Source organism: Streptomyces albofaciens JCM 4342, assembly GCF_008634025.1.
In the GTDB taxonomy this organism is placed as follows: Bacteria; Actinomycetota; Actinomycetes; order Streptomycetales; family Streptomycetaceae; genus Streptomyces; species Streptomyces albofaciens.
Map to the genome: position 1 here is coordinate 4,449,419 of NZ_PDCM01000001.1, position 21,169 is coordinate 4,470,587.

The following is a 21,169-nucleotide window of genomic DNA, read 5'->3' on the forward strand; positions in this document are numbered from 1 at the left end:
CGGGGCGCGGGCCGCCCACCGTCACCGCGCAGGTCACTGCGCACGTCACTTCGCGCCGAGCTGGGCGAAGATCTCCGCCCGGGCATGCTCCGACTTCTCGAACACACCGCGGAAAACGGAGGACGACATGGTCGACGGCGTGCGGATGCCCCGCATGGTCATACAGAGATGTTCCCCCCGTCCCACCACCGCCAGATCGTCCGTCCCGGTGATGTCGGCGATCTCGTCCGCGATATCGCTCACGAGGCGTTCCTGCACCTGCAATTTGTGTGCGTGCTTGTGCGCGATACGGGCGAACTTCGACAGCCCGAGCAGCATCCCACCGGATTTGTACGCCACCGCCAGGTCACAGCTGAACGGCAGCAGATGGTGTTCGCACAACGACCACACGGTCATGCCCGAGACCATGACCGTCTGCCCCAGCGTGCTGCTCTCGAACAGAGTGTCCACCTTCCCGGCGTCGTACTCCACGAACTCCTTCCACCACCGGGCATAGCGCCGTGGCGTTTCGAGCAGCCCCGCACGGGTGGGGTCCTCACCGATCTCGACGAGAATCTGCCGCGCCAGCTCTTCGAGCCGTCCGACATCGACCGACGCCTCGGCCGTTTCCTGTTCCTGCCGGACGATTTTCATCGTCACACCCCCCTGCGATTGCCCCATGCGTGCACATGGATACGGGTCGAGATGTTCCAGCGCCGCGCCACGACGGCGTCGGCGAGCAAGGCCAGCCGGTCGGACAGCGTTTCCTGGTCCTGTCCCTCCGGCATGATCCAGACGGATTCCAGGCCGTGCCGCGCGACGATGTCCGCCACCTCGCCGAGGTCGTCCAGGTCCCGGCAGACGAATTTGAAGACGGCGCCGCGGGTGGCGTTCAGGGCGCGCAGCGCCTCCGGCACCACCGTGCGTTCCGGGCCCATACCGCTGTGCCGCAATTTGGGCGAGACATTGAAACGGGGCCGCGCCGCCACCAACTCGTCCGACGGGGAAAGGGTGCCGTTGGTCTCGATCTCGACGGACACCCCGCTCTCGCCCAGCAGACGGCAGAGGCGGGCCACGGTGCGCTGCTGCTGGAGCGGTTCGCCGCCGGAGACGACGACGAGCCGGACGTGGGTGGCCAGAAGCCGCTCCACCACATCCGTGACGTGCATCGCATGCAATTCGGCCTTCGCGTCGTACGCCGTGCCCGCGTCGCTCTGCCCGGTCCAGTCCCAGGTGTACGGCGTATCGCACCACGTACACGTCAGATTGCACCCGCCGAGCCGGACGAAGGAACAGCTCCGCCCCATGGACGGGCCCTCGCCCTGGACCGTCGGCCCGAAGATCTCATTGACGACGATCTTCCGTTCCGACCGCGTTTCCCGTGTCCTCATCGCGCCGCGCTCATTTCCCACGGTAGGCGGCCCAGGTACGGGGCGTCTCCGACACCCGTACACAGCTCAGCTCGGGCAGCCGGCCGATCCACTGGTGATACACCCACCAGGCCAGGTTCTCGGCGGACGGATTCATCCCCGGGACGGCGTCGTTGAGGTGGCGGTGGTCGAAGGTGGCGTCGAGCCACTTCTTGAACTCGTCGAGTTCACCGAAGTCACGGACGAATCCGGCCTCGGTGAGCTCCGTGTCGTCACAGCGGAGTTCGAGGACCACCTGATAGTTGTGGCCGTGCATCCGGGCGCACTGGTGCCCCGGCGGCAGGGAGGCGAGCCGGTGGCTCGCGGAGAAGTGGAATTCCTTGGAGATCACGTACATGGAGGTGTTCGCGTCCTTTCCGGTGTCCGCCCGGTTCTCCCGGGTGCTCCCGGCTCTTACCGGCAGCGGTGTTCACCTCTCGTACCGGGTCGGGTCGGTCAGCTCCGCCTCGGTGAAGGCGTGACGGCGGTCGTGACAGGACGCGCACGTCCCGCAATGGAGTTCATTGCCCTTGAAACAGGTCCAGGTGTCCCGCCAGTCGACGCCCAGTCCGGCGCCAAGGCGCAGGACCTCGGGCTTACGCAGGGTGAGCAGCGGGGCCGTCACCCGCGGCGGCGGATCGGCGAGCCCTGCAACGGCCCGTGCCTCCATCGCGTTGAACGCCGTGAGGAAGCGCGGCGAAGTGTCGGGTGCGGTGGCGGCGTCCTCGGCGAGGAATCCGAGACACATTTCCTGCGCCCCGGTCAGTACGGCATGGGCGTAGGCGACCGTCATGAAGACCGGGTTGCGGTTCGGGACGACATTGACGCTCCCCGTACGTGTGTAGTGCTCGTCGGGGACCGCGACCTCGGCGTCCGTCAGGGAGAAGCCGCGCATCAGCCGGGAATAGCCGCCGAGGTCGGCGACGACCAGTTCGATGCCGAGCTTCCGTGCGGCCCGCTCGGCGTACCGCAGTTCCTTGCGGTGGCGTTGTCCGTAGTCGAAGGCGATGGCCGACAGCTCTCTGCCCTCGGCCGCGCAGGCGTGCGCGAGGACGACGGAGTCGATGCCCCCGGACAGCACCACCAGCGTTCTCGTCGGCGTCACCGTCCGCTCCCCTCCGTTCGGGTGGGTACCTCTGTCACATGAACAGGGCTCAATGGGTCAGGGCTCCTTTCCTCCCGGCGGCGGGTTCCTTCCGCAGGGCCCGCAGCACATCGGCGACGATGCAAAGCGCGGTGTCGGCGTCCGGGCGCGAGACGTCCAGGTGGGTCACGAAGCGCAGGAATCGCTCCGTCAGCACGCTGACGAGAAGGCCGTGCCGCAGGAATCGCTCCGCGAGAGCGGGGGCACCGACGGGCAGTTCCCGGGTGTCCACCACGATGATGTTGGTGTCGGGGCGTGCCGTGGTCAGCCGCAGTCCGAGCGCGGTGAGCCCGGCGGCGAGGTAACGCGCCAGCCGGTGGTCCACGCCGAGCCGGCCGGCGTTGTGCCGGAGCCCGTACAGGGCCGCCGCCGCCATGAAACCGGGCTGGCGGACCTCCGCCCCGAACAGCTTGCGATGCAGCCGGGCCTCGCCCATGACGTCGGCCCGGCCGGCGAGGACGCTTCCGTAAGGCGCCCCGAGCCCCTTCGAGAAACACAGGGAGACGGTGTCGACTTCGGCCGTGAACGCCGTCGCCCGCACTCCCTTGGCCGCACAGGCGTTGAAAAGGCGCGCGCCGTCGAGATGGACCCGCATGCCCTTGCTGTGGGCGTACGCCGCCGGACGTGCGATCTGGCCGGGGGTCAGCGCCTTTCCGGCGTGGTGGTTGACGGTGTTCTCCAGGCCGAGCAGCGTGGGCGGCGCGCACCACCACAGCCTGCGTTTCTTGTCGAGCGCCTCGTCGATACGGTCCGCGGTGACGATGCCGTCGCCCGATTCGATGGTGTTGAGGGCCACCTGCGCGAACTGGGCGCAGAATCCGCTCTCATAGGTGTTCAGGTGGTACGACTGGTCGAGGATCACCTCGTCCCCCGGCCGGGTGTGCAGGCGCAGCGCCACCTGGTTGCTCAGGGTGCCGGAGCTGAGAAAGACCGCGTCGTCCATGCCGAGCAGTTCGGCACAGAAGGCCTCCAGCGCGTTGGTGGCCGTGTCCTCGCCGTAACCGCAGTCGCCGACTTCCGCCTTGAGCATGGCGTCGAGCATTCCGGGACCGGGCCGGGTGACGGTGTCGCTGCGGAAGTCAAGCATGGACGGAACCGTCCACCGACCGGTCGATGTCCAGCTCCACCACCTCGCGCAAGTGGTGCAGCCGTTCCCGGACCTGCGCCGGGGTCGCGCCGCAGACCCAGGCGCCCAGCGGGATATTGGTCGTACTGTCCGTGGTGGGGACCCAGTCACCCGGCGCGTAGGCGATCAGAACCTTCTCCACGCCCGGGCCGGCGGCGAACGCGTCCAGGCCTTTGATCTCACGCAGGATTCCCGGACCGCCTTCGTTGCGGACGGCGATCGCGCCGAAAGCGGCGTCGAACACGATGTCCTCGCCCCATGCCTCCGGGCGCCGGCCCATGTGGCAGTCGATATCGGCGTAGTACGGGTTGAAGTCGCTGTGTGCCAGCCAGAGATCGGTGAACGGCCCACCGCCCAGCCGCGCCGCCACCTCGATCAGGAACACACCGTCCGCGTTGCATTTCACTTCCGTGTGGCCGGGCCCGATCCGGATGCCGAAGGTGTCCAGGACCTCGTGCGTGAAGGCGGCCACCCGGTCCCAGTCCGGGTCGTCCCGGCCGATCTGGAGGTTGTTCCAGTAAGGGAAGTCGTAGTCCGCGTCGCCGGGCTGGGAGTAGAACCACATATCGATGATGTGGTGTTCCCCGTCGTAGCTCATGGTGTTGACCGCGATCTCCCGGCCGCGGACGTACTGTTCCACCAGCCAGCTGCGGACCGGCTCGCGGAAGTGGTCGAAGGTCTCCAGCCGGTGGAGACCGGTCAGCGCCGCTTCGCCGGCCAGCAGCGCGGCGCCGTGGGAGCCGCCGCCGGAGGTGTGTTTCGCGATGGCCGGGAACCCGACCTCACGAGCGGCGGCGGGAATGCCGGCGATCGAACCGACCAGCCGGTACCGGGGAATGCGCAGCCCCGCCTGCTCGGCGACCCGGCGCATGACGTCCTTGTGATTGCGGGCCCGGGCCAGTTCCACGCAGTTCCCGGGGAGGCCGAGCACATGGGCCAGCTGGTCGGCCAGATCGACGGAGGAATCATTGCCGGAAAGGACCGCACGGACATCGTCGCGGTACGGCTTCAGCTGGTCCAGCACGCTTTCGAGGTCCCGTGCGTAGAGCGAGATGTCGTCGCCGTCCGCATGGGACGGCCAGCGTTTCTCCAGCAGCTCCGCATTGAAGGAGTACACCGAAATGAGCCGGTGCCCTCTGGCCCGCACCGCCTTCTTGTACTTGACACCGGACTTCACCGGATTGATGACGACGACACCGGACATACGGAATCCCCCTTTGTCGTACCGGACACCGAGGACGCGCACCACGCGCACGCCGAAGCCGCCCGGACGTGGCTTGCGCGGAGAACCCCGTAGCGGGCGAGCGCGTCGGCAACCCTGCCGGAAGACGGTCCTGTTCACGCTGCCCGGCGCAGCGAGGCCCGTGGGGGAAAGAAGACGTAACCCATGGGCGGCCGTACGACGGGCCCGCGCTGCTCCCGGCCTACTGACGGAGCGCGAACACCAATTCTCTGAAAGCACACAGATCCTCTGGACCACAGACCCCTGGACCGCACATCCTTTGGATCACAACAAAACGCAACACGCTATCCGTACCCTTCCCAGCGCCACCAGACCTTATTAGTCCCACTTATCCGGTCTCCGTGGACGGTGGGTTCCCCCGGTTCTGCCCGTACGGACAGCGAGTTCCCGGCCACTGGCGCGAACTCGCCACCGTGGACCACGGGCCGTGACCCACCACACATAGGCACCGAGCCGTGCTGCCCTTACCGTTCTCACCCATGATTCCCACCACGCCGGCCCGCACCTCGTTTCCCTCCGACGCCATCGACGTCGCCGCGGAAATCGGCGGCCGGGCGCATGTCGTGGACCTGGCCGATCCCGCCGCGATCGAACTGCTGCCGGCCGAGGCCGACATCCTCGTCAACAACGCCGGATTCCAGCACGTGGCTCCGCTGACCGCATTCCCGCCGGAGCGGTTCGCGCTGATGCAGCAGGTGATGGTCACCGCACCGTTCCTCCTGCTGCGTCGCACGCTGCCGTACATGTACGCCAACGGCTGGGGCAGGGTCGTGAACATCTCCAGCGTCCACGGGCGGCGGGCGAGCGCCTACAAGTCCGCCTACGTCACCGCGAAGCACGCCCTGGAGGGGCTGAGCAAGGTCACGGCCATCGAGGGCGCGGAGCACGGCGTGACCAGCAACTGCATCAACCCCGGCTACGTCCGTACGCCGTTGGTCGAGCAGCAGATCCGCGACCAGGCCGCCGCGCACGGAATCGACGCCGCGGACGTCCTCAACGACGTGCTGCTGGCCCGGTCACCGATCAAGCGCCTACTGGAGCCCGAAGAGGTCGCCGCGGCCGCGCTCTGGCTGTGCTCGCCGCACGCCGGCTACGTCAACGGTGCATCCGTACCGCTGGACGGCGGCTGGGGAGCCGGGTGACCCAGCCCGCCTCGGCCCCTCACCTGAATGGCCGAGTGTGCGAGGCCGCGACGCGTCGGGGGAGCGACGATGGGCACGCGGAGGGGACCGACCCTGCCAGCTGCTCCGGGAGTCACCGTGACCTGTTTCGACCGACGAGATCTCGGCCTGCTGCTGCTCCGGGCGGGCGCCGGCGGCGTGCTGGCCGCACACGGCGCGCAGAAGCTGTTCGGCTGGTTCGGCGGCGGCGGAATCGAGGGAACCGGCCAGTTCATGGAGTCCGTCGGCTACGCGCCGGGCAAGGCGAGCGCGACGCTCGCGGGGCTCACCGAAGTCGGCAGCGGCGTACTGCTGGCCCTGGGCCTGGCGACCCCCGCCGCCGGTGCGGCCGCCGCGGGAGCGATGGCGGGTGCCGCCGCCGTACACCGGCCCAACGGCTTCTTCGCGCAGGACGGCGGCTACGAACACCCGGCCTACCTGGGCCTGACAGCCACCGGCCTCGGCATCGCGGGCCCCGGCAGGCTCTCCCTCGACCACGCCCTCGGCCACATCTTCAACCGCGGCTGGATGGCCCCGGCAGCACTCGCGGCGACGGGCGTGGCCACGGGGCTGGTGGTGGGGGCGCGTAACCGGAGGGTGCGGCAGGGCGAGCAGGGGAGCGCGGCGGGGGAGTGAACGGGGGGACCCGGCGGGAGGGGGCGCACCGGGTGGGAAAGGGGCGCCCCGGCACGTGCGGTAGCCCAGCGCGGCACGCCATCCGCGTACGGCACATCCACGCACACCCACCCGTACGAACCGATGTGGAAACCCCGAACCCGCCCTCGCCGCCCCGGATCTGCACGTGGTGATGTGCTGTGCGGTGTGCACCCTTACCTGTACGCGATGCTGAGCTGCACGGTCAGCGGGGAATCGAACCCCGGCGTTGCTCTCCACGCACCAGGAGTGAACCGGAAGACCGCCGGCTCTCGGTGTGTGCACGCCTCCGTGACGGCTACCTGCTCCACATTCGGCATCCGCTGCCGACCACCTGCTCAGTCCAGCAGATCGACCTCCCAGTTCGTCCGCTGGATCGCCACGTCGATCTCCCGGATCTCCCGCGCGATGAGGTCCGCCTGCCGCCGCAGTTCCGCGACCGGCAGCGCGGGCAGCATCATCAGCTCGGACCGGAGCTGCCGCCCGTACCCGCGCTCGCCCGTCCCCGCCGCCGCGTCCGCGGCCGAGGTGACCATCGAATGACGCAGCCGCAGCACGTCCCGGCGCGCGAGCGCGTCGGTGAGCGTGCCGTGCCGGCCCATGTCCACGGCGGCGTTGGTGCGGTTGATGCGCCGGATCAGCGTCTCCAGGGTGGCCAGCACCTCGTCCGCCTCGGCCAGGAGTTCGGCCGCGTCCTCGGCGGGCGTTTCGCCTTCCTGGTACCGCGCGCTGCTGACGACGCGCGCACGCAGCTGTTCCACACGCCGCGTCGCCTCCGCGCGTTCCGCCAGTGCTTCGGCAAGCTTCACTGTCCACCTCCTCTGTGCAGCTGAGCGTCCGCACGAGTATACGAAGGCAAATGTGCCCGTTCGCACCTGGTTTTTCGACGTGCTCAAGCAGTGGCTGCCGGCGGGGCGCAAACGGTGGTGGGGACGCTGCGGGCGCACAGGGTCTGATTGGTGATCGGCTCGTCGCGTTCCCACGTACCGCCGGCGAAGCCGCAGCCGAAGCGCGGCGTGTGGCCCTCGGTCAGGCGCCCTGGTACGGACCGTCCTGGTACGGACCGCCCTGATCGTGGTCGCCGCGTGTGGAGCGGATCGCCCGCACCAGTTCCGCGACCAGGCGCGCCCGCCCGGCCATGGACTCGATCAGCACGTACTCGTGGTCGGCGTGGGCGCCGCCGCCCACCGCGCCGAGGCCGTCGAGTGTCGGTATGCCCAGAGCGGCCGTGAAGTTGCCGTCGCTGCCGCCGCCGACCGCCACTCCTTCGATGCCGGGGGACAACCGCTGTGCGAGCGCGAAGAGTCCGGCCGAGGCGGATTCGGGCATCGGTGGGCGGCCGATTCCGCCTCGTACGGTGATCTCCGCTTCGTCCAGGTGGGGCGACAGCGCCGCGAAGGCCGTCTCGACGCGCTCCTTCTCGTCGGCCGTCTCGACCCGTACGTCCACGGTGATGGTCGCTTCCGCGGGGACGACGTTGTCCAGGGTGCCGGCGGACGCGACGGTGGGGGTGACCGTCGTACCGATGCCGGGGCGGCCGAGCGCCGCGATGTCCAGCACCTGGTGGGCCGCTTCGACCAGGGCGTTGACGCCTGCCGCGGGCTCCAGGCCCGCGTGCGAGGCCCGGCCCGTGACGGTGACGTGGAAGGTGCCGCAGCCCTTCCGGGCGGTCTTCAGGGCTCCGCCGTCACCGGCGCCCTCCATGACGAGGACCGCGCCGCAGGCCCGGGCCCGCTCCTCGATGAGGCCGCGGGAGGAGTGGGAGCCGACCTCCTCGTCGGCGGTCACCAGGAATTCGACGCCCGACCGGTCGTCGAGCGACGCCACGGCGTGGATCGCCTGGACCAGGCCGCCCAGCATGTCGAAGACGCCGGGCCCGGTCGCCCGCCCGTGCTCCGTTCCGAACGGGCGGCGGGCCAGGGTGCCGAGCGGAAAGACCGTGTCGTGATGGCCCAGGAGCAATACCTTCGGGTCGCCGCCGCCCGACCAGTGGACGTGCGGTCCGGCTTCGCTCCCGATGAGGGTGGCCCGCCCGCCGAGGCGGTTTTCGAGAACGGCGGCGACCGCGCGTGCCGATGCCGCCAGGGCGTCGAGGTCGCGTGACGGGGACTCGGTCTCGACGAGCGTTCTCAGGTCGGCGAGCATCGCGTCGGTGTCGATGGTGAAGCCGGTGTCGACATCGGTGACGGCGTCGATGGTGGAGTCGGCGTCCGTGTCGACGACGTCGGTGTCGGGGCTGGAGTGGCTCCCGATGGGCTTGCGCAGCGTCATGGCATGAGCGTACGAGGTCACCGGTTGGCGTCGATGTGCGTCATGCACAGGCTCATGAGTTCGCGGTCGTGCTTGCCGAGCATCCGGTAGTAGGCCTGTCCGGGCTCGCAGCCGGTGCCCGCGCCGACCTTGGCCACCTTGTACTTGGCCGCCGGCTTGCCACAGTCGATGATCTTCAGCTCCGGTTCCCGGTCCGTACCGCCCGTCTGCTGGAGACAGTCGCCGACCTTCGCGGCCGAGACGCTCTGCGGGTCGGCCTTGGGCCGCTTCCTGCTCTCGGCGTTGTACTCGTCCTGGTGCAGCACCACCCACGCACCGATCCCACCGAAGATCAGCAGAACGATGAGCGCCCGCACGATCCCGGGGATACGCACCTGCCGCGGCGGACGCCCACCGGGGCCGTTGGGCGCCTGAACGTTGGGCCTCTGAATGTCGGGCGCCTGGTGGTTGGGCATCTGGCCGTACGGTGCATGGCCGTACGGTGCTTGGCCGTTGGGTACCTGGCCGTACGGCGCTTGGCCGTACGGCGGCTGCGGCTGCGGGGGCTGTTGATACGGCGCCTGCGCGTACGGCTGGCCCTGCGGCGGCGGACCCTGCGGCGGTTGTGCGGGGTGGCCGTACGGGGGGTAGCCGCCGTGGTGCGGTGGGGGAGGCGTGGTCATGAAGGGTTCCCTCGTTGGGTGGAGACGCGCGTGCCGGGCACGCCGACCGGAAAGTCGATCACCGCAGATTAGCCCGCGGCCGTCCGCGCCTTGGCATGACCCTGGCATGCCTCGTCCGCCCGGCCCGCCGTCCGCCTACGGAAAAGGGTGCGTGCGTCACTCAAATCGCACATATGATCCTCTCGCTCCGTTTTTCTGTTTGTGGGGGGACTCTGCCCTGTGGGCACATCTCTGCGCGCGCTGCGTGCACTGGTCCTGCTGGCCGGCTTCTACGTGCTCGCCCTCGCCGTACTGGCCCTGCTCACCGGCGCCGGACTCGCGGCCTGGGCCTGGGCGTCGCCCGCGGCCGCGCTCACGGTCACGGTCCTCTGCGTCCTGCTGGGCCTCCCGGTCCTGCGCGGCGTCTTCACCCTCGGCACGGCCGGCGGCAACAGGAAGCGCGGGGACGGACACGACGCACCCGAGACGGACGGCCTGGCCGTCACCGGCGATGAGCAGCCCGAGCTGTGGCGCGCCGTCCGCTCGCTCGCCGAGCGCACCGGCACCCGCGCCCCCGACGCGATCCTCCTCACCGAGGAGGTCAACGCGGCCGTCCGCGAGGACACCCGGCTGCTGGGCCTGCTGCCGGGGCGCCGCCGTCTGTACCTCGGGGTGCCGCTGCTGATCGGCCTGACCGAACCGCAGCTGCATTCGGTGATCGCCCACGAGCTGGGCCACTACGGCAACGCGGACACCCGGCTCGCCGGTGTCACCCTGCGCGGCCGGGACAGCGTGCTGCGCACGGTCGAGGGTTTCCAGGCGCCGCGGCGCAAGCTCAGGGACCGGGCGTGGGCGCGGCAGGGGCGGCCGGCCGGCGAGGCGGTGCGCAAGGGCAGGAGCATCGACCTGGGGGGTGGCGGGCGGACCGGGTTCGGTTACGGCTCGATGGCCCGGCCGTTCCAGGCGTACGCACGGTTCTATCTGCGCGCCACGAGCAGCGTCGGCCGTGGGCAGGAACTCGCCGCCGACCGCGTGGCCGCCCGCGTCGCGGGCCGGGACGCCACCGCGTCGGCGCTGCGCGAGATCGCGGTGCTGGACGCCGTCCACGACTTCTACCTGAACGAGTACGTCGCGCTGGGCACCCGCGCGGCCCTGCTCCCGCCGCCCGGTGAGGTCTGCGGCGGCCTGCGGCACCTGCTCGCCGACCCGGAGCTGCGGTCCGACATGGCGGAGTTGCGCGGCGAACCGGGTCCCGGCCACGGCACGCCGTACGACTCGCACCCGCCGGTGGCCGAGCGGATCCGGCTGATCGAAGCGATGCCCGACGACGGCCGGGCGGCGGATCCGGCGCGGCCCGCGCTGGCGTTGCTGCACGAGGCCGGACGGGTGCTGGCCGAGGTGGAACGCGTTCTCCTCACGCCGGAGGCGCTGGCCATGGAGCGGGCCGACTGGCCGGAGCTGATCCACCGGGCGGCGCACGCGCTGGCGGAGGCGGGCGCGGAGGCGCTGCGCACGGCACTGGCGGAGGCGGGCGCGAAGCCGGCGCGTACACAGCCGCAGGACGACCGGGAGCCCGCGGACTCCGCGGGTGGCGCGACCGCGACCGGTGCCGCGCGGGACCTGGCGGCCCTGCTGGACGCGACCGACGCGGGACGGCTGTGGCAGGTCGCGGACCACTTGCCCAAGTCGCCGGAGGCGGCGCGGGCGAGCGGCCGGGCGGCGCGCGAGTTCCTGCGGCCGGCACTGGAATACGGTTCGCGGTCACTGGCCGAGCTGGCCCTGGTGGAAGCGGCCGGGGCCCGCTGGGCGCTCTCCTGGTCCACACCGCCACGGCTGCGGCTGCCGGCGGGGCGGGACCTGACGGAGCCGCTGGCGGCGGCCGTGCGGGCGGCTCTCGCGGACGATCCGGACACGGCGCCGCTACGGGCTCTCCTCGCGCACTGATACCGGCTTCCTCCGCTCATCGGAGGGACCGGCGCGCCGACACCTGCACGCCCCCGCACATCGCCCCGCCACGCGACCACCCCGCCGCACGACCACCCCGCTGTGCGCGCACCCCTGAACTTCGACCCCCCAACCCCCGAACGGAACACACCACTTCATGCACGGAATCATCCCCCTGACCATCCTCGTGGTCTCGCTCGTCGTCTGGCTGGTGAAGCGCAGGCGTACGTCGAAGCTCGCCGCGGCGGCCGGTGCCGACCTGGTGCCGCGGGAGCAGCAGAACACGAACCGGTCCTTCCCGGACCCCGAAGCGGACGCCGTGGAAGCGGCCCTCGCCCGGGGCGAATGGCAGCCCGCCGCCCAGGCGATCGCCGCCGCCGGTACGGACTGGGAGCGCCGCTCCTACCTGGTGGACGTCGTCGCCGACCGGGCGGCCCGGGACGACGCCTGGCTGCGGGCCTGGCAGGCCGCGCGCCCGGACGACCCGGACGCGGCGGTCGTACGGGCCGCCGCGCAGGTGGCGTTGGCCTGGGAGATCCGGACCGGAGCCTTTGCCGAGCACGTCACCGGCGAGCAGGCCGCCGGGTTCCTCCGGGTGCTGGGGGAAGCCCGGGAGGACTTCGAGCGGGCGCGGAAACTGGCCCTGCCGGGCGACCCCACGCCGTATCTCAAGGAGATCCCGCTCTACAAGGGCCTGAACGCCCCGCACGAGGCGATGCTCGCGCTGTGGAGCGAGGTCACCGCCCGCGCCCCGTACCACTACGAGGCCCACGCACACGCGCTCCAGTACTGGTGCGCGAAGTGGCACGGCTCCGCCGAGACGGCCCGCGACTTCGCCGGGCAGGCCGCGGCGTCGGCGCCGCCCGGCAGCCTGCTGTCGGTCATCCGGCTGATCGCCTGGTTCGAGCACCACCACGACGACGCGCCGTCCGAGGCGTTCGGCTGGCCGGAGGTCAGGGGCATGACCGACGCGGCGCTGGCGGATGTCGCGGCGGCACGGCCGGACCACCCGAGGCTCGCGGAGGCCCGCCATCTACTGGCGTACTTCCTGACCCGGCAGGAACGGTACGAGGCGGCCATGATCCAGTTCCGGGACGTGGACGGCTGCGTGGACGCGCTGCCGTGGCGCTACTTCGAGGACCCGGCGAAGGCCTTCTGCGGCATCCGGGACGCGGCGCTGCGGGGCGCGGTGAGCGGCCGGGCACCGGCCTGATCACGGCGCGAACAGCACGACCGGCAATGTCGATTGTTTGTCTTCTTCCATCTGAATGCGAGGACTGCATATGAGCGTCTCCCCTCCGCCGGACGGCCCGAAGCCCGAGGAGCCGGCGGCCGAGGCCCGCGACCCGTGGCGTCCCCCGTCGCCCGGACCGGCCCCGGACCCGGCGTCCGCCCCCTGGTCGCCGTACCCGATGGACCCGCTGCTGGCGGCCCGGCCGCCGCGCAACGGCATGGGCATCACGGCCCTGGTGCTCGGCATCGTCAGCCTGGTGCTCGGCGTGTTCGTCTTCCTGTTCTGGATGACCTGGCTGCCGGGCCTGCTGGCCGTGATCTTCGGCATCATCGGGATGCGCCGTCACCGCAAGGGCCTGGCGACGAACGGGACGATGGCGACGGTCGGCACGGTCCTGGGCGCCCTCGGCCTGGTGGCCTCGATCGCCTGCGGGATCTTCGTCGCCGTGCTGGCGAAGAAGGCCGTCGACGACACGCGTGCGCAGGTCAAGAAGGTGGAGGCCTCCGTGGAGGCGGAGCGGGAGAAGGCCCGGCAGGAAGCGGAGAAGGCCGAGCGGGAGGAGAAGGCCCGCCATCTGGCGTTCGGCGGGACGTACTCCTTCCCGGACGGACTGAAGGTCACCGTCGCCAAGCCGGAGCGGCACACCCCCGGACGCGTGGTGTTCGGGCACGCCAAGGGCAACAAGGCGATCGAGGTGACGGTCACGGTCGTCAACACCGGGACCCGGCGGGCCGCGACGGACGCGGGCCTGCCCCACGTCAAGGACGCCGACGGGGCCCAGGCGGAACTGGTGATCGACAGCAGCGGCCGGCAGAAGCTCATCACCGGATACGTCGAGCCGGGCCAGACGGTCGTCGGCCGGTACCACTTCTCCCTGCCGCCGAAAGCCGCCGACAAGATAGAGGTCGAATTCAGCCCCAATCTGGAGCGTTCCGACTACTCCTACTGGAGCGGCCCCACCGGCCTGGGGAGTTGACCCGGGTCTGCCTGGCCTGCCGGACCCGCCAGGCCCGCCCGGCCCGTACCGGAACGACCGGCACGGGCCGCGGCATGGCCGGTTCCGCCGTTGTCCGGGATGCCGCGGTGCAGTTGGCTGGCGCTGTTCCGTCCGGTGTCCATGGGGCTGGGGAGTGAATCGTGCGGCGATGGACCACTGTTCCGGCGGTGCTGGCAACGGTCTGGGTCACGACGCTGCCCGCCGCGTCCGCCCTCGGCACGGGCACCGGTACGGCCGGGCGGAGCGTGCAGCGGGTCAGCGTCAGCGCCGCCGGAGCCCAGGCCGACGGTGACTCCTCCGGCGCCGTGCTCAGCGCGAACGGACGCGTCGTCGTCTTCACCAGCCGGGCCCGCAACCTCGTACCGGGCACGCCCGAGGGGACCGGCATCCAGCTGTACGCCAAGGACCTGCGCACCGGGCGGGTGGACCTCGTCAGCGCGAACCCGGACGGCTCGCCGGGATACGAACCCGGTTACGCGCACACGGTGAGCGCCGACGGCCGGTACGTCGCCTTCGACTCGCCGTCGCACACCCTCGACCCGAGCGACTCCGGCGGCGGCATGGACGTCTTCCTCCGCGACCGCCGGAAGGGCACCACCGAGCTGATCACCCGGCACGACGGCGACCCGGGCGCCGGGCGCAGCTTCCTGCCCTCGATCAGCGCCGACGGGCGCTTCCTCGCCTTCACCTCGCTCCGCGACGACCTGGTGCCCAGGGACACCAACGGCCGGGCGGACGTCTTCGTCCGCGACCGGCGGACCGGGGCCACGCGGCGCGTCAGCGTCGCCAGTGACGGCACACAGGCCGACGCGGCCTCCGACAACGCCGTCATCAGCGCCGACGGGCGGCAGGTGGCCTTCACGACCGAGGCGAGGAACCTGTTCCCCTGGCCGCAGGGCGCGCCGGGCATCGCCAGGCCGCGGCCGCCGTACGTGACGTTCGGCGTGCACGACCTGCGGACCGGCGGGACCAGGGCGGGCGCTTACAACTTGAACGGCATCCCGGCCCGCGTCCAGTACGGCCTGCACTTCTCGCCGGACGGCCGGTACCTCCTCTTCGACACCAGCGACGCGCTGCTGCCGGGCGACGAGTCCGGGTGGTGGGGCTTCTACTCCCGTGACCTGCGCACGGGCGCGTACGCACGGCTGGCCGCGCGGCCGGACGGCGGCCGCCCGACGGGCAGTGTGACGGGCGCGGGCGTCAGCGCCGACAACCGGACCGCCTTCTTCACCACCAACGCCCCCGACCTGGTACCGGACGACACCAACGGCACCTGGGACGTGTTCGCCCGCGACCTGCGCAGCGGCCGGGTCACCCGGCTCGCCTCGACACCGGACGGCGCGCCGCCCGCCGAGGGGGCCCACGGGGTGTCGCCCGACCGCCGCGGCCGGCTGGTGGCGTTCACCGGCGCCGGCGCCGATCTGGTGCCGGGCGACACCAACGGGGCGAGCGACGTCTTCGTACGGCGGCTGCGCTGACGGCCGCCCCGCCCCCGGGGCGGCGGGCCACGGCGGCCGCGGGAAAACCCGTACCGCCCGCAGGGGCCCGTCCGCTACGGTCAGCCGCATGAAGCGCGCCGGAATGACGACGACGCCGGAGGCGGTCCCGGCGCGCTGACGCATGATCCAGTCGAAGCCCCGGGGCGGGTGCCCCGGGGCTTCGCCGTCCGGTCACCCGCCCTCGCACGCGAGGAGACCACCATGTACGACCACCGCAGGCTCGGCCGCGAACTCGGCCTGTTCGGCAGCGACCCGCTGATCGGCTCCGGACTGCCGTACTGGCTGCCCGACGGCGCGACCGTACGGCACACCCTGGAGGAGTACATCCGCGACGCCGAACGCCGGGCGGGCTACCAGCACGTGTACTCGCCGGTGCTCGGCAAACGCGAGCTGTACGAGCGGTCCGGCCACTGGTCGCACTACCACAAGGACATGTTCCCCCCGATGGACCTCGGCGGCGAGCAGGTGGTGCTGCGCCCGAGCCTGTGCCCGCACCACGCGGTGATCTACCGCTCCCGCGCCCACAGTTACCGCGAACTGCCCCTGCGGATGGCCGAACTGGGCGGCATGTACCGCGCCGAGCTGTCCGGGGTGCTCGGCGGGCTGAGCCGCGTACGGGCGATCCAGCTCAACGACGCGCACATCTTCTGCACCCTGGACCAGGTCGCCGAGGAGGCGCGGGCCGCCCTCGGCATGATCCGGCGGGCCTATGAGGCGCTCGGCATCCGGGCGTCCCGGTACCGGCTCTCGCTGCCGGGCCCGGGCGGCAAGTACGTCGCCGCGCCCGCGTTGTGGGAGCGGTCCACCGCCCTGCTGACCGAGGTCCTCGACCGCTCCGGCCTGCCCTACGAGGAGGGCGAGGGGGAGGCGGCGTTCTACGGGCCGAAGATCGACGTCCAGGTGACCGACAGCGCCGGACGGGAGTCGACCCTCTCCACCGTCCAGGTCGACTTCCACCAGCCCGAACGGTTCGACCTGCACTACATCGGCCCGGACGGCGCCCGGCACCGCCCGGTCATGGTCCACCGCAGCATCATCGGCAGCGTGGAGCGCGCCGTCGCCCACCTCGTCGAGGAGCACGGCGGCGCCTTCCCCGCCTGGCTCGCGCCCACCCAGCTGGTGATCCTGCCGGTCTCCGAGAGCGAGGTGGGCGGGGCCGAGGCCGTCGCCGAGCGCTGCGCCCGCCTCGGGCTGCGCGCCCGGCTCGCCGGGCCGGAACGCGGCAGCCTGGGCGCCCGCATCCGGGAGGCCCGCCTCGTCCCGTACCAAGCCGTCGTCGGCGCCAAGGAGGCCGCCGACGGCCATGTGGCCCTGCGCCTGCGCGACGGCCGTCGGCTCGACCCGCGGCCCGCCGACGCCGCGCTGCGCCGCATCGGCGCCCTGGTGGCCGCGCACCGTACCGAACTGTGGGAGTGCGGTGACGTGGACACCTGGTAGGGCGTGTTCCGGGCGGGCCGGTCAGCGGTGCCGCCACCCGGCCCGCCCGGGACAGGTCCGGTGGGCGGGAGGCAGCCCGTCCAGCGCGACGACCGGGGGTTTTCCCTACCCCGGACGGGTCGCTGACCGAACCCCGGACAGGCCTGACAACCGGATGGATCACTTCCCCTTGATGGCGGAGGCTGAGCGTGTCGCAGACGCTCGTCCGATCGGAGAACCAGTGTTCAGCCTGAAGTCCTCACGCCGCACGGTGGCGCGCACCGCCGCGGTGGCCCTGGCGGGCGCGGCGTGCGCCGCCATGATGTCCGGCAGCGCCGAAGCCATCGTCAACGGCGGGAATTCCACGCAGCGCTACCCGTTCATGGTGTCGATCCCGGTGACGGGTGTGGACGACCCCACTTTCCAGGGGGTCTGCGGGGGATCGCTGATCGACGCGAAGTGGGTGCTCACCGCGGCGCACTGCGTGGACCCGAGGCTCGTCACGCTGGACGGCACCGTCCGGATCGGCAGCGAGTGGAAGAGGTCCGGGGGCACGGTGCGGTCCATCGCGCAGACGGTGTCCCACCCGGGCTACAAGAACGGCGAGAACATCGTTGCCAACCGCGACGACATCGCTCTGATCCGCCTGGACCGCGCGGTCTCCGAGAAGCCCATTCGCATCGCCGGCACCCCGGGGCGGCCCGGCACTCCGACCCGGCTGCTGGGCTTCGGCACCGTCGACGACACCGCCCCCGATCCCGCCAAGGGAGTCTTCCCCAACCGGCTCCAGGAACTCGACACACGCAGGGCGGCGGTCTCCGAGTGCGCGCCGGGTTACGCGAACAGCACCCGCCTGTGCACGGTCAGCCAGGTGCCGAAGGCCATGGCGTGCCACGGTGACTCGGGCGGCCCCCAGATCCGGCGGGACCGGAAGGGACGCTGGCAACTCATCGGCGTCACCTCGGGCCCGGGCGCCCCGGGCGTGCGATGCAGCGAGGGCCCGGGGCTCTACACCAGCGCGCCCGCCTACGCGGGCTGGATCCACAAGACGGTGAGCCGCGACGGCTGATCCGGGACACCGACGCTGTGCCGGAGCGCTCGCTCCGCCGGGCCCACGGAGAAGGCGGAGGCGAGCGCAGTGGCACGAGTGAGGCGTGTGGACGTGCCCCGGCCCTTGCGCCGGGTGTGCGGCGTGTAGTCCGCTACCCCTCATGGTGAAGAGGAGAATTGCCGCACTGATGGCCGTGCTGGTCACGGGTTCTCTGGTCACGGGCATACCGGAGCCGCGCGCGGAGGCCGCCGTGCCGGGCGGCGGCGCTGCGCCGCCCGCCGGTCCGGCCACCGCGCTCGGAGTCGATCTCGACACCGTGACGATTCCGGAGCTGCAGGACCGCATGGAGGACGGTTCCCTGACGTCCGCCGCCCTGACCCGCGCGTATCTGCGCCGCATCGAGGCCGTCGATCCGAAGATCAACGCGGTGCTGCGGACCGACCCGACCGCCCTGCGCCAGGCCGCCGCCAGCGACGCCCGGCACCGGCGCGGCGACACGCTCGGGCCGCTGGACGGCATCCCCGTCCTGGTCAAGGACAACGTGAACACCCGCGGCCTGCTCTCGACGGCGGGCTCGCTCGCACTCGCCGGCAGGCCGCCGGCCCAAGACGCCACGCTGGTGACCCGGCTGCGCCAGGCCGGCGCGGTGATCCTCGGCAAGACCAATCTGTCGGAGTGGGCCAACTTCCGTTCCACCAAGCCGACATCGGGGTGGTCGGCGGTCGGCGGGCAGACCCGCAACCCGTACGTGCTGGACCGCAACCCGTGCGGCTCGTCCTCCGGTTCGGCCGCCGCGCTCGCCGCGTCGCTGTCGCAGGTGGCGATCGGCACCGAGACGGACGGCTCGATCGTGTGCCCGGCCGGGATGAACGGGGTGGCCGGCCTCAAGCCCAGCCTCGGGGTGGTCAGCGGGGACGGCGTGGTACCGATCTCCGCCGAGCAGGACACCGCGGGGCCGATGGCCCGCAACGTGACCGATGTGGCGCTCACCCTCGCGGCGCTCAGCGGCGACAGCACGCGGTACGGGGCCTCCTCCAAAGGCGGGGACGGGACCGGGAGTGCCGGCGGGCTGCGCGGCAAGCGGATCGGGCTGTGGCGGCTGCCGGAACTCGGCCCCGAGGTGGACGCCGTCATGACCCGTACGGCGGCGAAGCTGCGCGCGGCGGGAGCCCAGGTCGTCGAGGTGACACCGCCGTACCAGAAGCGCCTCGCCGAGCTGGAGTTCCCGGCCCTGCTGAGCGAGTTCCACCGGGACATCGACGCCTACCTCGCCACCCGCGAGGGCCCCCGCGACCTCGCCGGGCTCATCGAGTTCACCCGGAGCCACCCGGCCGAGCGGACCTGCTTCCCCGGCCAGGAGCTGTTCGAGCAGGCGCTCGCCGCGCCGCCCACCACGGACCCCAAGTACCGGGCGATGCGCGCCGAGCTGAAGGATCTCTCCCGGCGCTCCATCGACGAGACCCTGGCCGCACACCGGCTGGACGCCATCGCCGCCCCCACGAACCCGCCCGCCTGGACGACCGACTGCGCGCGGGGTGACAACGACGTGATCCCGTCCTCCACGCCCGCGGCCGTGGCCGGTTACCCGTCACTGTCCGTGCCGGCCGGCTCCGTGGGCGAACTGCCCGTCGGCGTGCTCCTGACCGCCGGGAACCATCAGGACGCCGCGCTGCTGGCCCTGGGGGCCGCGGTGGAGCACCGGCTGGATGCCTGGAAGGCGCCGCGCTATCTGCCGACGACCGGGGGTGGCGGCGGCCGGTGATCCGGCGCCGCTGACCGTGTGCCGAACTCCGCGGCAAAGCCGGCGATCCGGACGCCGCTGACCGCGCGCCAACTCCGCCCGCGTGCCCGCCACTCCCCGGCGGGCACCTCCGCGCCGCCCGCTCCGCTCACCCGCGGTCAGCGGTCAGCGCTCGGTCAGTTCCCCCGCAGGCGCGGAGGTCGGCCACCCCGAGACGCCCGCTCCGCGCGCTGACCGTCCCCGCCCGGCAGCGGCCCGCCGTTCTGACCTAACTGACCTTACTGACCTCCGCTGACCCTTCATTAACCCCCGGCCCTCGACTGTCATGGAATGCGGCAACCGACCGCCGTGCACGAGACGAGCTGGGGGATCTGATGGACCGGAGCTATGTCGTGCCCTGGGGCAAGCGGGGCAGCATCTTGGCCGAGGCCGAGGTGTCCGTACTGAGGGAACTCATCCACGAGGACACGCCGCTGTCGATGGGCGGCCGGCGGGAACGTTTCGAGCGCTCCTTCGCCGAGACGGTCGGCAGCACGCACGCGATCTCCGTGACCAGCGGAACGGTCGCCCTGGAGCTGGCCATCCGCATGCTCGACCTGGAGCCCGGCGACGAGGTCATCGCCACCCCGCAGACCTATCAGGCGACCGTGCAGCCGCTGCTCGACTACGACGTACGGGTCCGGTTCTGCGACATCGACCCGGACACCCTCAACATCGACGCGTCCGCCGTCGAAGCGCTGGTCACCCCGCGCACCAAGGCCCTGCTGCTGGTGCACTACGGCGGCTGCCCGGCCGAGATGGACGCCATCATGGCGCTGGCCCGACGGCACGGCTTCCTCGTCCTGGAGGACTGCGCGCACGCGCTGGGGGCCCGTTACCGGGGACGGGCCCCCGGGGCCCTGGCCGACATCGCCACCTTCAGCTTCCAGAACGCCAAGAACATCACCACCCTCGGCGAGGGCGGCATGGTCACCTGCGACCGGGACGACTGGGCCGTACGGCTGGACCGGCTGCGCTCCAACGACATCGACGCCGAGATCGTCCGGTCCGACCTGAGCGACACGGTCGAGCCGATCGTCCTGCCGTGGATGAAGTACGCCACGCCCGTCTACAGCGACTCCGTACGGCGGCTGCGCCGGGCCGGGACGAACGCGACGATGTCGGAGGCCGCCGCGGCCGTCGGGCAGGTCCAGCTCGGCCGGCTGGCGGCCACCGGCGCCACCCGGCGCGCGATCGCCGCCCGGCTGGACGAGGTGATCTCCCGCTACCCGTTCGTGCGGGCCCAGTCGGCGCCCGCGCACAGCGTGCACGCCCACCACCTCTACACCTGCTTCGCCGACCGCCAGGAACTGCGCGACCAGCTCGTACTGGGTCTCGACCGCAGGGGAGTCGAGATCCAGCTGCGCTACTTCCCGCAGCACCTGCTGCCCGAGTGGCGCCACCGCGGCCACCTGCGCGGCGAGTGCCCGGTCGCCGAACGCCTGTGGTTCGACCAGCACCTCAACCTGCCCTGCCACCCCCGGCTCACGCCCTCCCAGGTGGACTACCTCGTCGACGCCCTGGACGAGTCGCTGGCCGAGCTGAACGGCGGCGCCGCGGCCCCGCTGGCGTCGGCCACGGCGCACCTCGGCCGGTAGCGGCGGGGAGCGCGAGGGGGAAA

The 21,169-nt window shown here is 71.7% G+C and carries 19 protein-coding genes; 10 read left to right on the plus strand and 9 right to left on the minus strand.

Going from position 1 to position 21,169, the window contains the following annotated elements; translation table 11 throughout:
- Positions 1–45 precede the first annotated feature (45 nt).
- From folE to CP973_RS19755, 6 genes are all read right to left on the minus strand, one after another.
- Positions 46–633 carry a GTP cyclohydrolase I gene (gene folE / locus CP973_RS19730; RefSeq protein WP_150243786.1) on the minus strand — a complete coding sequence of 196 codons (588 nt, stop codon included), beginning with the start codon at positions 631–633 and terminating at the stop codon, positions 46–48.
- Positions 634–635: 2 nt separating this feature from the next.
- Positions 636–1,370: a 7-carboxy-7-deazaguanine synthase QueE gene (locus CP973_RS19735; protein ID WP_150242524.1), complete on the minus strand. Its 735-nt coding sequence runs from the start codon at positions 1,368–1,370 to the stop codon at positions 636–638.
- 10 nt (positions 1,371–1,380) lie between these two features.
- Entirely contained in the window at positions 1,381–1,746 is a 366-nt protein-coding gene (locus CP973_RS19740; protein WP_150242526.1) for a 6-pyruvoyl trahydropterin synthase family protein, read from the minus strand.
- A 72-nt stretch (positions 1,747–1,818) separates the two neighbouring features.
- Positions 1,819–2,493, minus strand: a complete 675-nt coding sequence (locus CP973_RS19745) for a 7-cyano-7-deazaguanine synthase (protein ID WP_150242528.1) — start codon at positions 2,491–2,493, stop codon at positions 1,819–1,821.
- Positions 2,494–2,542: 49 nt separating this feature from the next.
- The gene (locus tag CP973_RS19750) at positions 2,543–3,619 is read right to left on the minus strand and encodes a threonine aldolase family protein (protein ID WP_150242530.1); all 1,077 of its coding nucleotides are present in this window, start codon (positions 3,617–3,619) and stop codon (positions 2,543–2,545) included.
- Positions 3,612–4,862, minus strand: a complete 1,251-nt coding sequence (locus CP973_RS19755; RefSeq protein ID WP_150242531.1) for an ATP-grasp domain-containing protein — start codon at positions 4,860–4,862, stop codon at positions 3,612–3,614. The genes CP973_RS19750 and CP973_RS19755 overlap by 8 nt, the downstream gene beginning before the upstream one ends.
- 518 nt (positions 4,863–5,380) lie before the next feature.
- Between CP973_RS19755 and CP973_RS19760 the strand changes: the two genes are divergently transcribed.
- Together CP973_RS19760 and CP973_RS19765 are read left to right on the plus strand one after the other, a co-directional pair.
- Positions 5,381–6,043 (plus strand): SDR family oxidoreductase, encoded by a 663-nt coding sequence (locus tag CP973_RS19760; RefSeq protein ID WP_244409611.1) that lies wholly within the window; start codon positions 5,381–5,383, stop codon positions 6,041–6,043.
- 117 nt (positions 6,044–6,160) lie between these two features.
- Positions 6,161–6,697, plus strand: a complete 537-nt coding sequence (locus CP973_RS19765) for a DoxX family protein (RefSeq protein WP_150242533.1) — start codon at positions 6,161–6,163, stop codon at positions 6,695–6,697.
- Positions 6,698–7,053: 356 nt separating this feature from the next.
- Here CP973_RS19765 and CP973_RS19770 read toward each other — a convergent pair whose 3' ends face one another.
- The 3 genes from CP973_RS19770 to CP973_RS19780 all read right to left on the minus strand — a co-directional run bounded on the left by CP973_RS19770 (position 7,054) and on the right by CP973_RS19780 (position 9,342).
- A complete protein-coding gene (locus CP973_RS19770; RefSeq protein WP_150242535.1) occupies positions 7,054–7,524 on the minus strand; it encodes a DIP1984 family protein in 471 nt (156 codons plus the stop codon).
- Positions 7,525–7,744: 220 nt separating this feature from the next.
- Positions 7,745–8,860, minus strand: a complete 1,116-nt coding sequence (locus CP973_RS19775; protein ID WP_244409903.1) for a M20 family metallopeptidase — start codon at positions 8,858–8,860, stop codon at positions 7,745–7,747.
- 143 nt (positions 8,861–9,003) lie between these two features.
- A complete protein-coding gene (locus CP973_RS19780) occupies positions 9,004–9,342 on the minus strand; it encodes an LppU/SCO3897 family protein (RefSeq protein WP_150242538.1) in 339 nt (112 codons plus the stop codon).
- Between the two features lie 525 nt (positions 9,343–9,867).
- On the opposite strand from CP973_RS19780, the gene CP973_RS19785 reads away from it, so the two are divergent.
- The 8 genes from CP973_RS19785 to CP973_RS19820 all read left to right on the plus strand — a co-directional run bounded on the left by CP973_RS19785 (position 9,868) and on the right by CP973_RS19820 (position 21,146).
- Positions 9,868–11,571 (plus strand): M48 family metallopeptidase, encoded by a 1,704-nt coding sequence (locus CP973_RS19785; protein WP_150242540.1) that lies wholly within the window; start codon positions 9,868–9,870, stop codon positions 11,569–11,571.
- Between the two features lie 157 nt (positions 11,572–11,728).
- Positions 11,729–12,784, plus strand: a complete 1,056-nt coding sequence (locus CP973_RS19790; protein ID WP_244409612.1) for a hypothetical protein — start codon at positions 11,729–11,731, stop codon at positions 12,782–12,784.
- A 70-nt stretch (positions 12,785–12,854) separates the two neighbouring features.
- Positions 12,855–13,781 carry a DUF4190 domain-containing protein gene (locus tag CP973_RS19795; protein WP_150242542.1) on the plus strand — a complete coding sequence of 309 codons (927 nt, stop codon included), beginning with the start codon at positions 12,855–12,857 and terminating at the stop codon, positions 13,779–13,781.
- A gap of 188 nt (positions 13,782–13,969) precedes the next feature.
- Positions 13,970–15,280, plus strand: coding sequence for a TolB family protein (locus CP973_RS19800; protein ID WP_150242544.1), 1,311 nt, complete (start codon positions 13,970–13,972; stop codon positions 15,278–15,280).
- 168 nt (positions 15,281–15,448) lie between these two features.
- The gene (thrS, locus tag CP973_RS19805) at positions 15,449–16,738 is read left to right on the plus strand and encodes a threonine--tRNA ligase (RefSeq protein WP_341874828.1); all 1,290 of its coding nucleotides are present in this window, start codon (positions 15,449–15,451) and stop codon (positions 16,736–16,738) included.
- 220 nt (positions 16,739–16,958) lie between these two features.
- Complete coding sequence (locus CP973_RS19810) at positions 16,959–17,786, plus strand: S1 family peptidase (protein ID WP_167538383.1); 828 nt, start codon at positions 16,959–16,961, stop codon at positions 17,784–17,786.
- A 142-nt stretch (positions 17,787–17,928) separates the two neighbouring features.
- Positions 17,929–19,530 (plus strand): amidase family protein, encoded by a 1,602-nt coding sequence (locus tag CP973_RS19815; protein ID WP_150242550.1) that lies wholly within the window; start codon positions 17,929–17,931, stop codon positions 19,528–19,530.
- Between the two features lie 353 nt (positions 19,531–19,883).
- Positions 19,884–21,146, plus strand: a complete 1,263-nt coding sequence (locus tag CP973_RS19820; protein WP_150242552.1) for a DegT/DnrJ/EryC1/StrS family aminotransferase — start codon at positions 19,884–19,886, stop codon at positions 21,144–21,146.
- Positions 21,147–21,169: the final 23 nt, after the last annotated feature.

Bases quoted from the DNA above. Each gene is read 5' to 3' on its own strand.
- folE (WP_150243786.1), bottom strand. From the start codon at position 633: ATGAAAATCGTCCGGCAGGAACAGGAAACGGCCGAGGCGTCGGTCGAT.
- CP973_RS19735 (WP_150242524.1), bottom strand. From the start codon at position 1,370: ATGAGGACACGGGAAACGCGGTCGGAACGGAAGATCGTCGTCAATGAG.
- CP973_RS19740 (WP_150242526.1), bottom strand. From the start codon at position 1,746: ATGTACGTGATCTCCAAGGAATTCCACTTCTCCGCGAGCCACCGGCTC.
- CP973_RS19750 (WP_150242530.1), bottom strand. From the start codon at position 3,619: ATGCTTGACTTCCGCAGCGACACCGTCACCCGGCCCGGTCCCGGAATG.
- CP973_RS19755 (WP_150242531.1), bottom strand. From the start codon at position 4,862: ATGTCCGGTGTCGTCGTCATCAATCCGGTGAAGTCCGGTGTCAAGTAC.
- CP973_RS19760 (WP_244409611.1), top strand. From the start codon at position 5,381: ATGATTCCCACCACGCCGGCCCGCACCTCGTTTCCCTCCGACGCCATC.
- CP973_RS19775 (WP_244409903.1), bottom strand. From the start codon at position 8,860: ATGCTCGCCGACCTGAGAACGCTCGTCGAGACCGAGTCCCCGTCACGC.
- CP973_RS19790 (WP_244409612.1), top strand. From the start codon at position 11,729: ATGCACGGAATCATCCCCCTGACCATCCTCGTGGTCTCGCTCGTCGTC.
- CP973_RS19795 (WP_150242542.1), top strand. From the start codon at position 12,855: ATGAGCGTCTCCCCTCCGCCGGACGGCCCGAAGCCCGAGGAGCCGGCG.
- CP973_RS19815 (WP_150242550.1), top strand. From the start codon at position 17,929: ATGGTGAAGAGGAGAATTGCCGCACTGATGGCCGTGCTGGTCACGGGT.
- CP973_RS19820 (WP_150242552.1), top strand. From the start codon at position 19,884: ATGGACCGGAGCTATGTCGTGCCCTGGGGCAAGCGGGGCAGCATCTTG.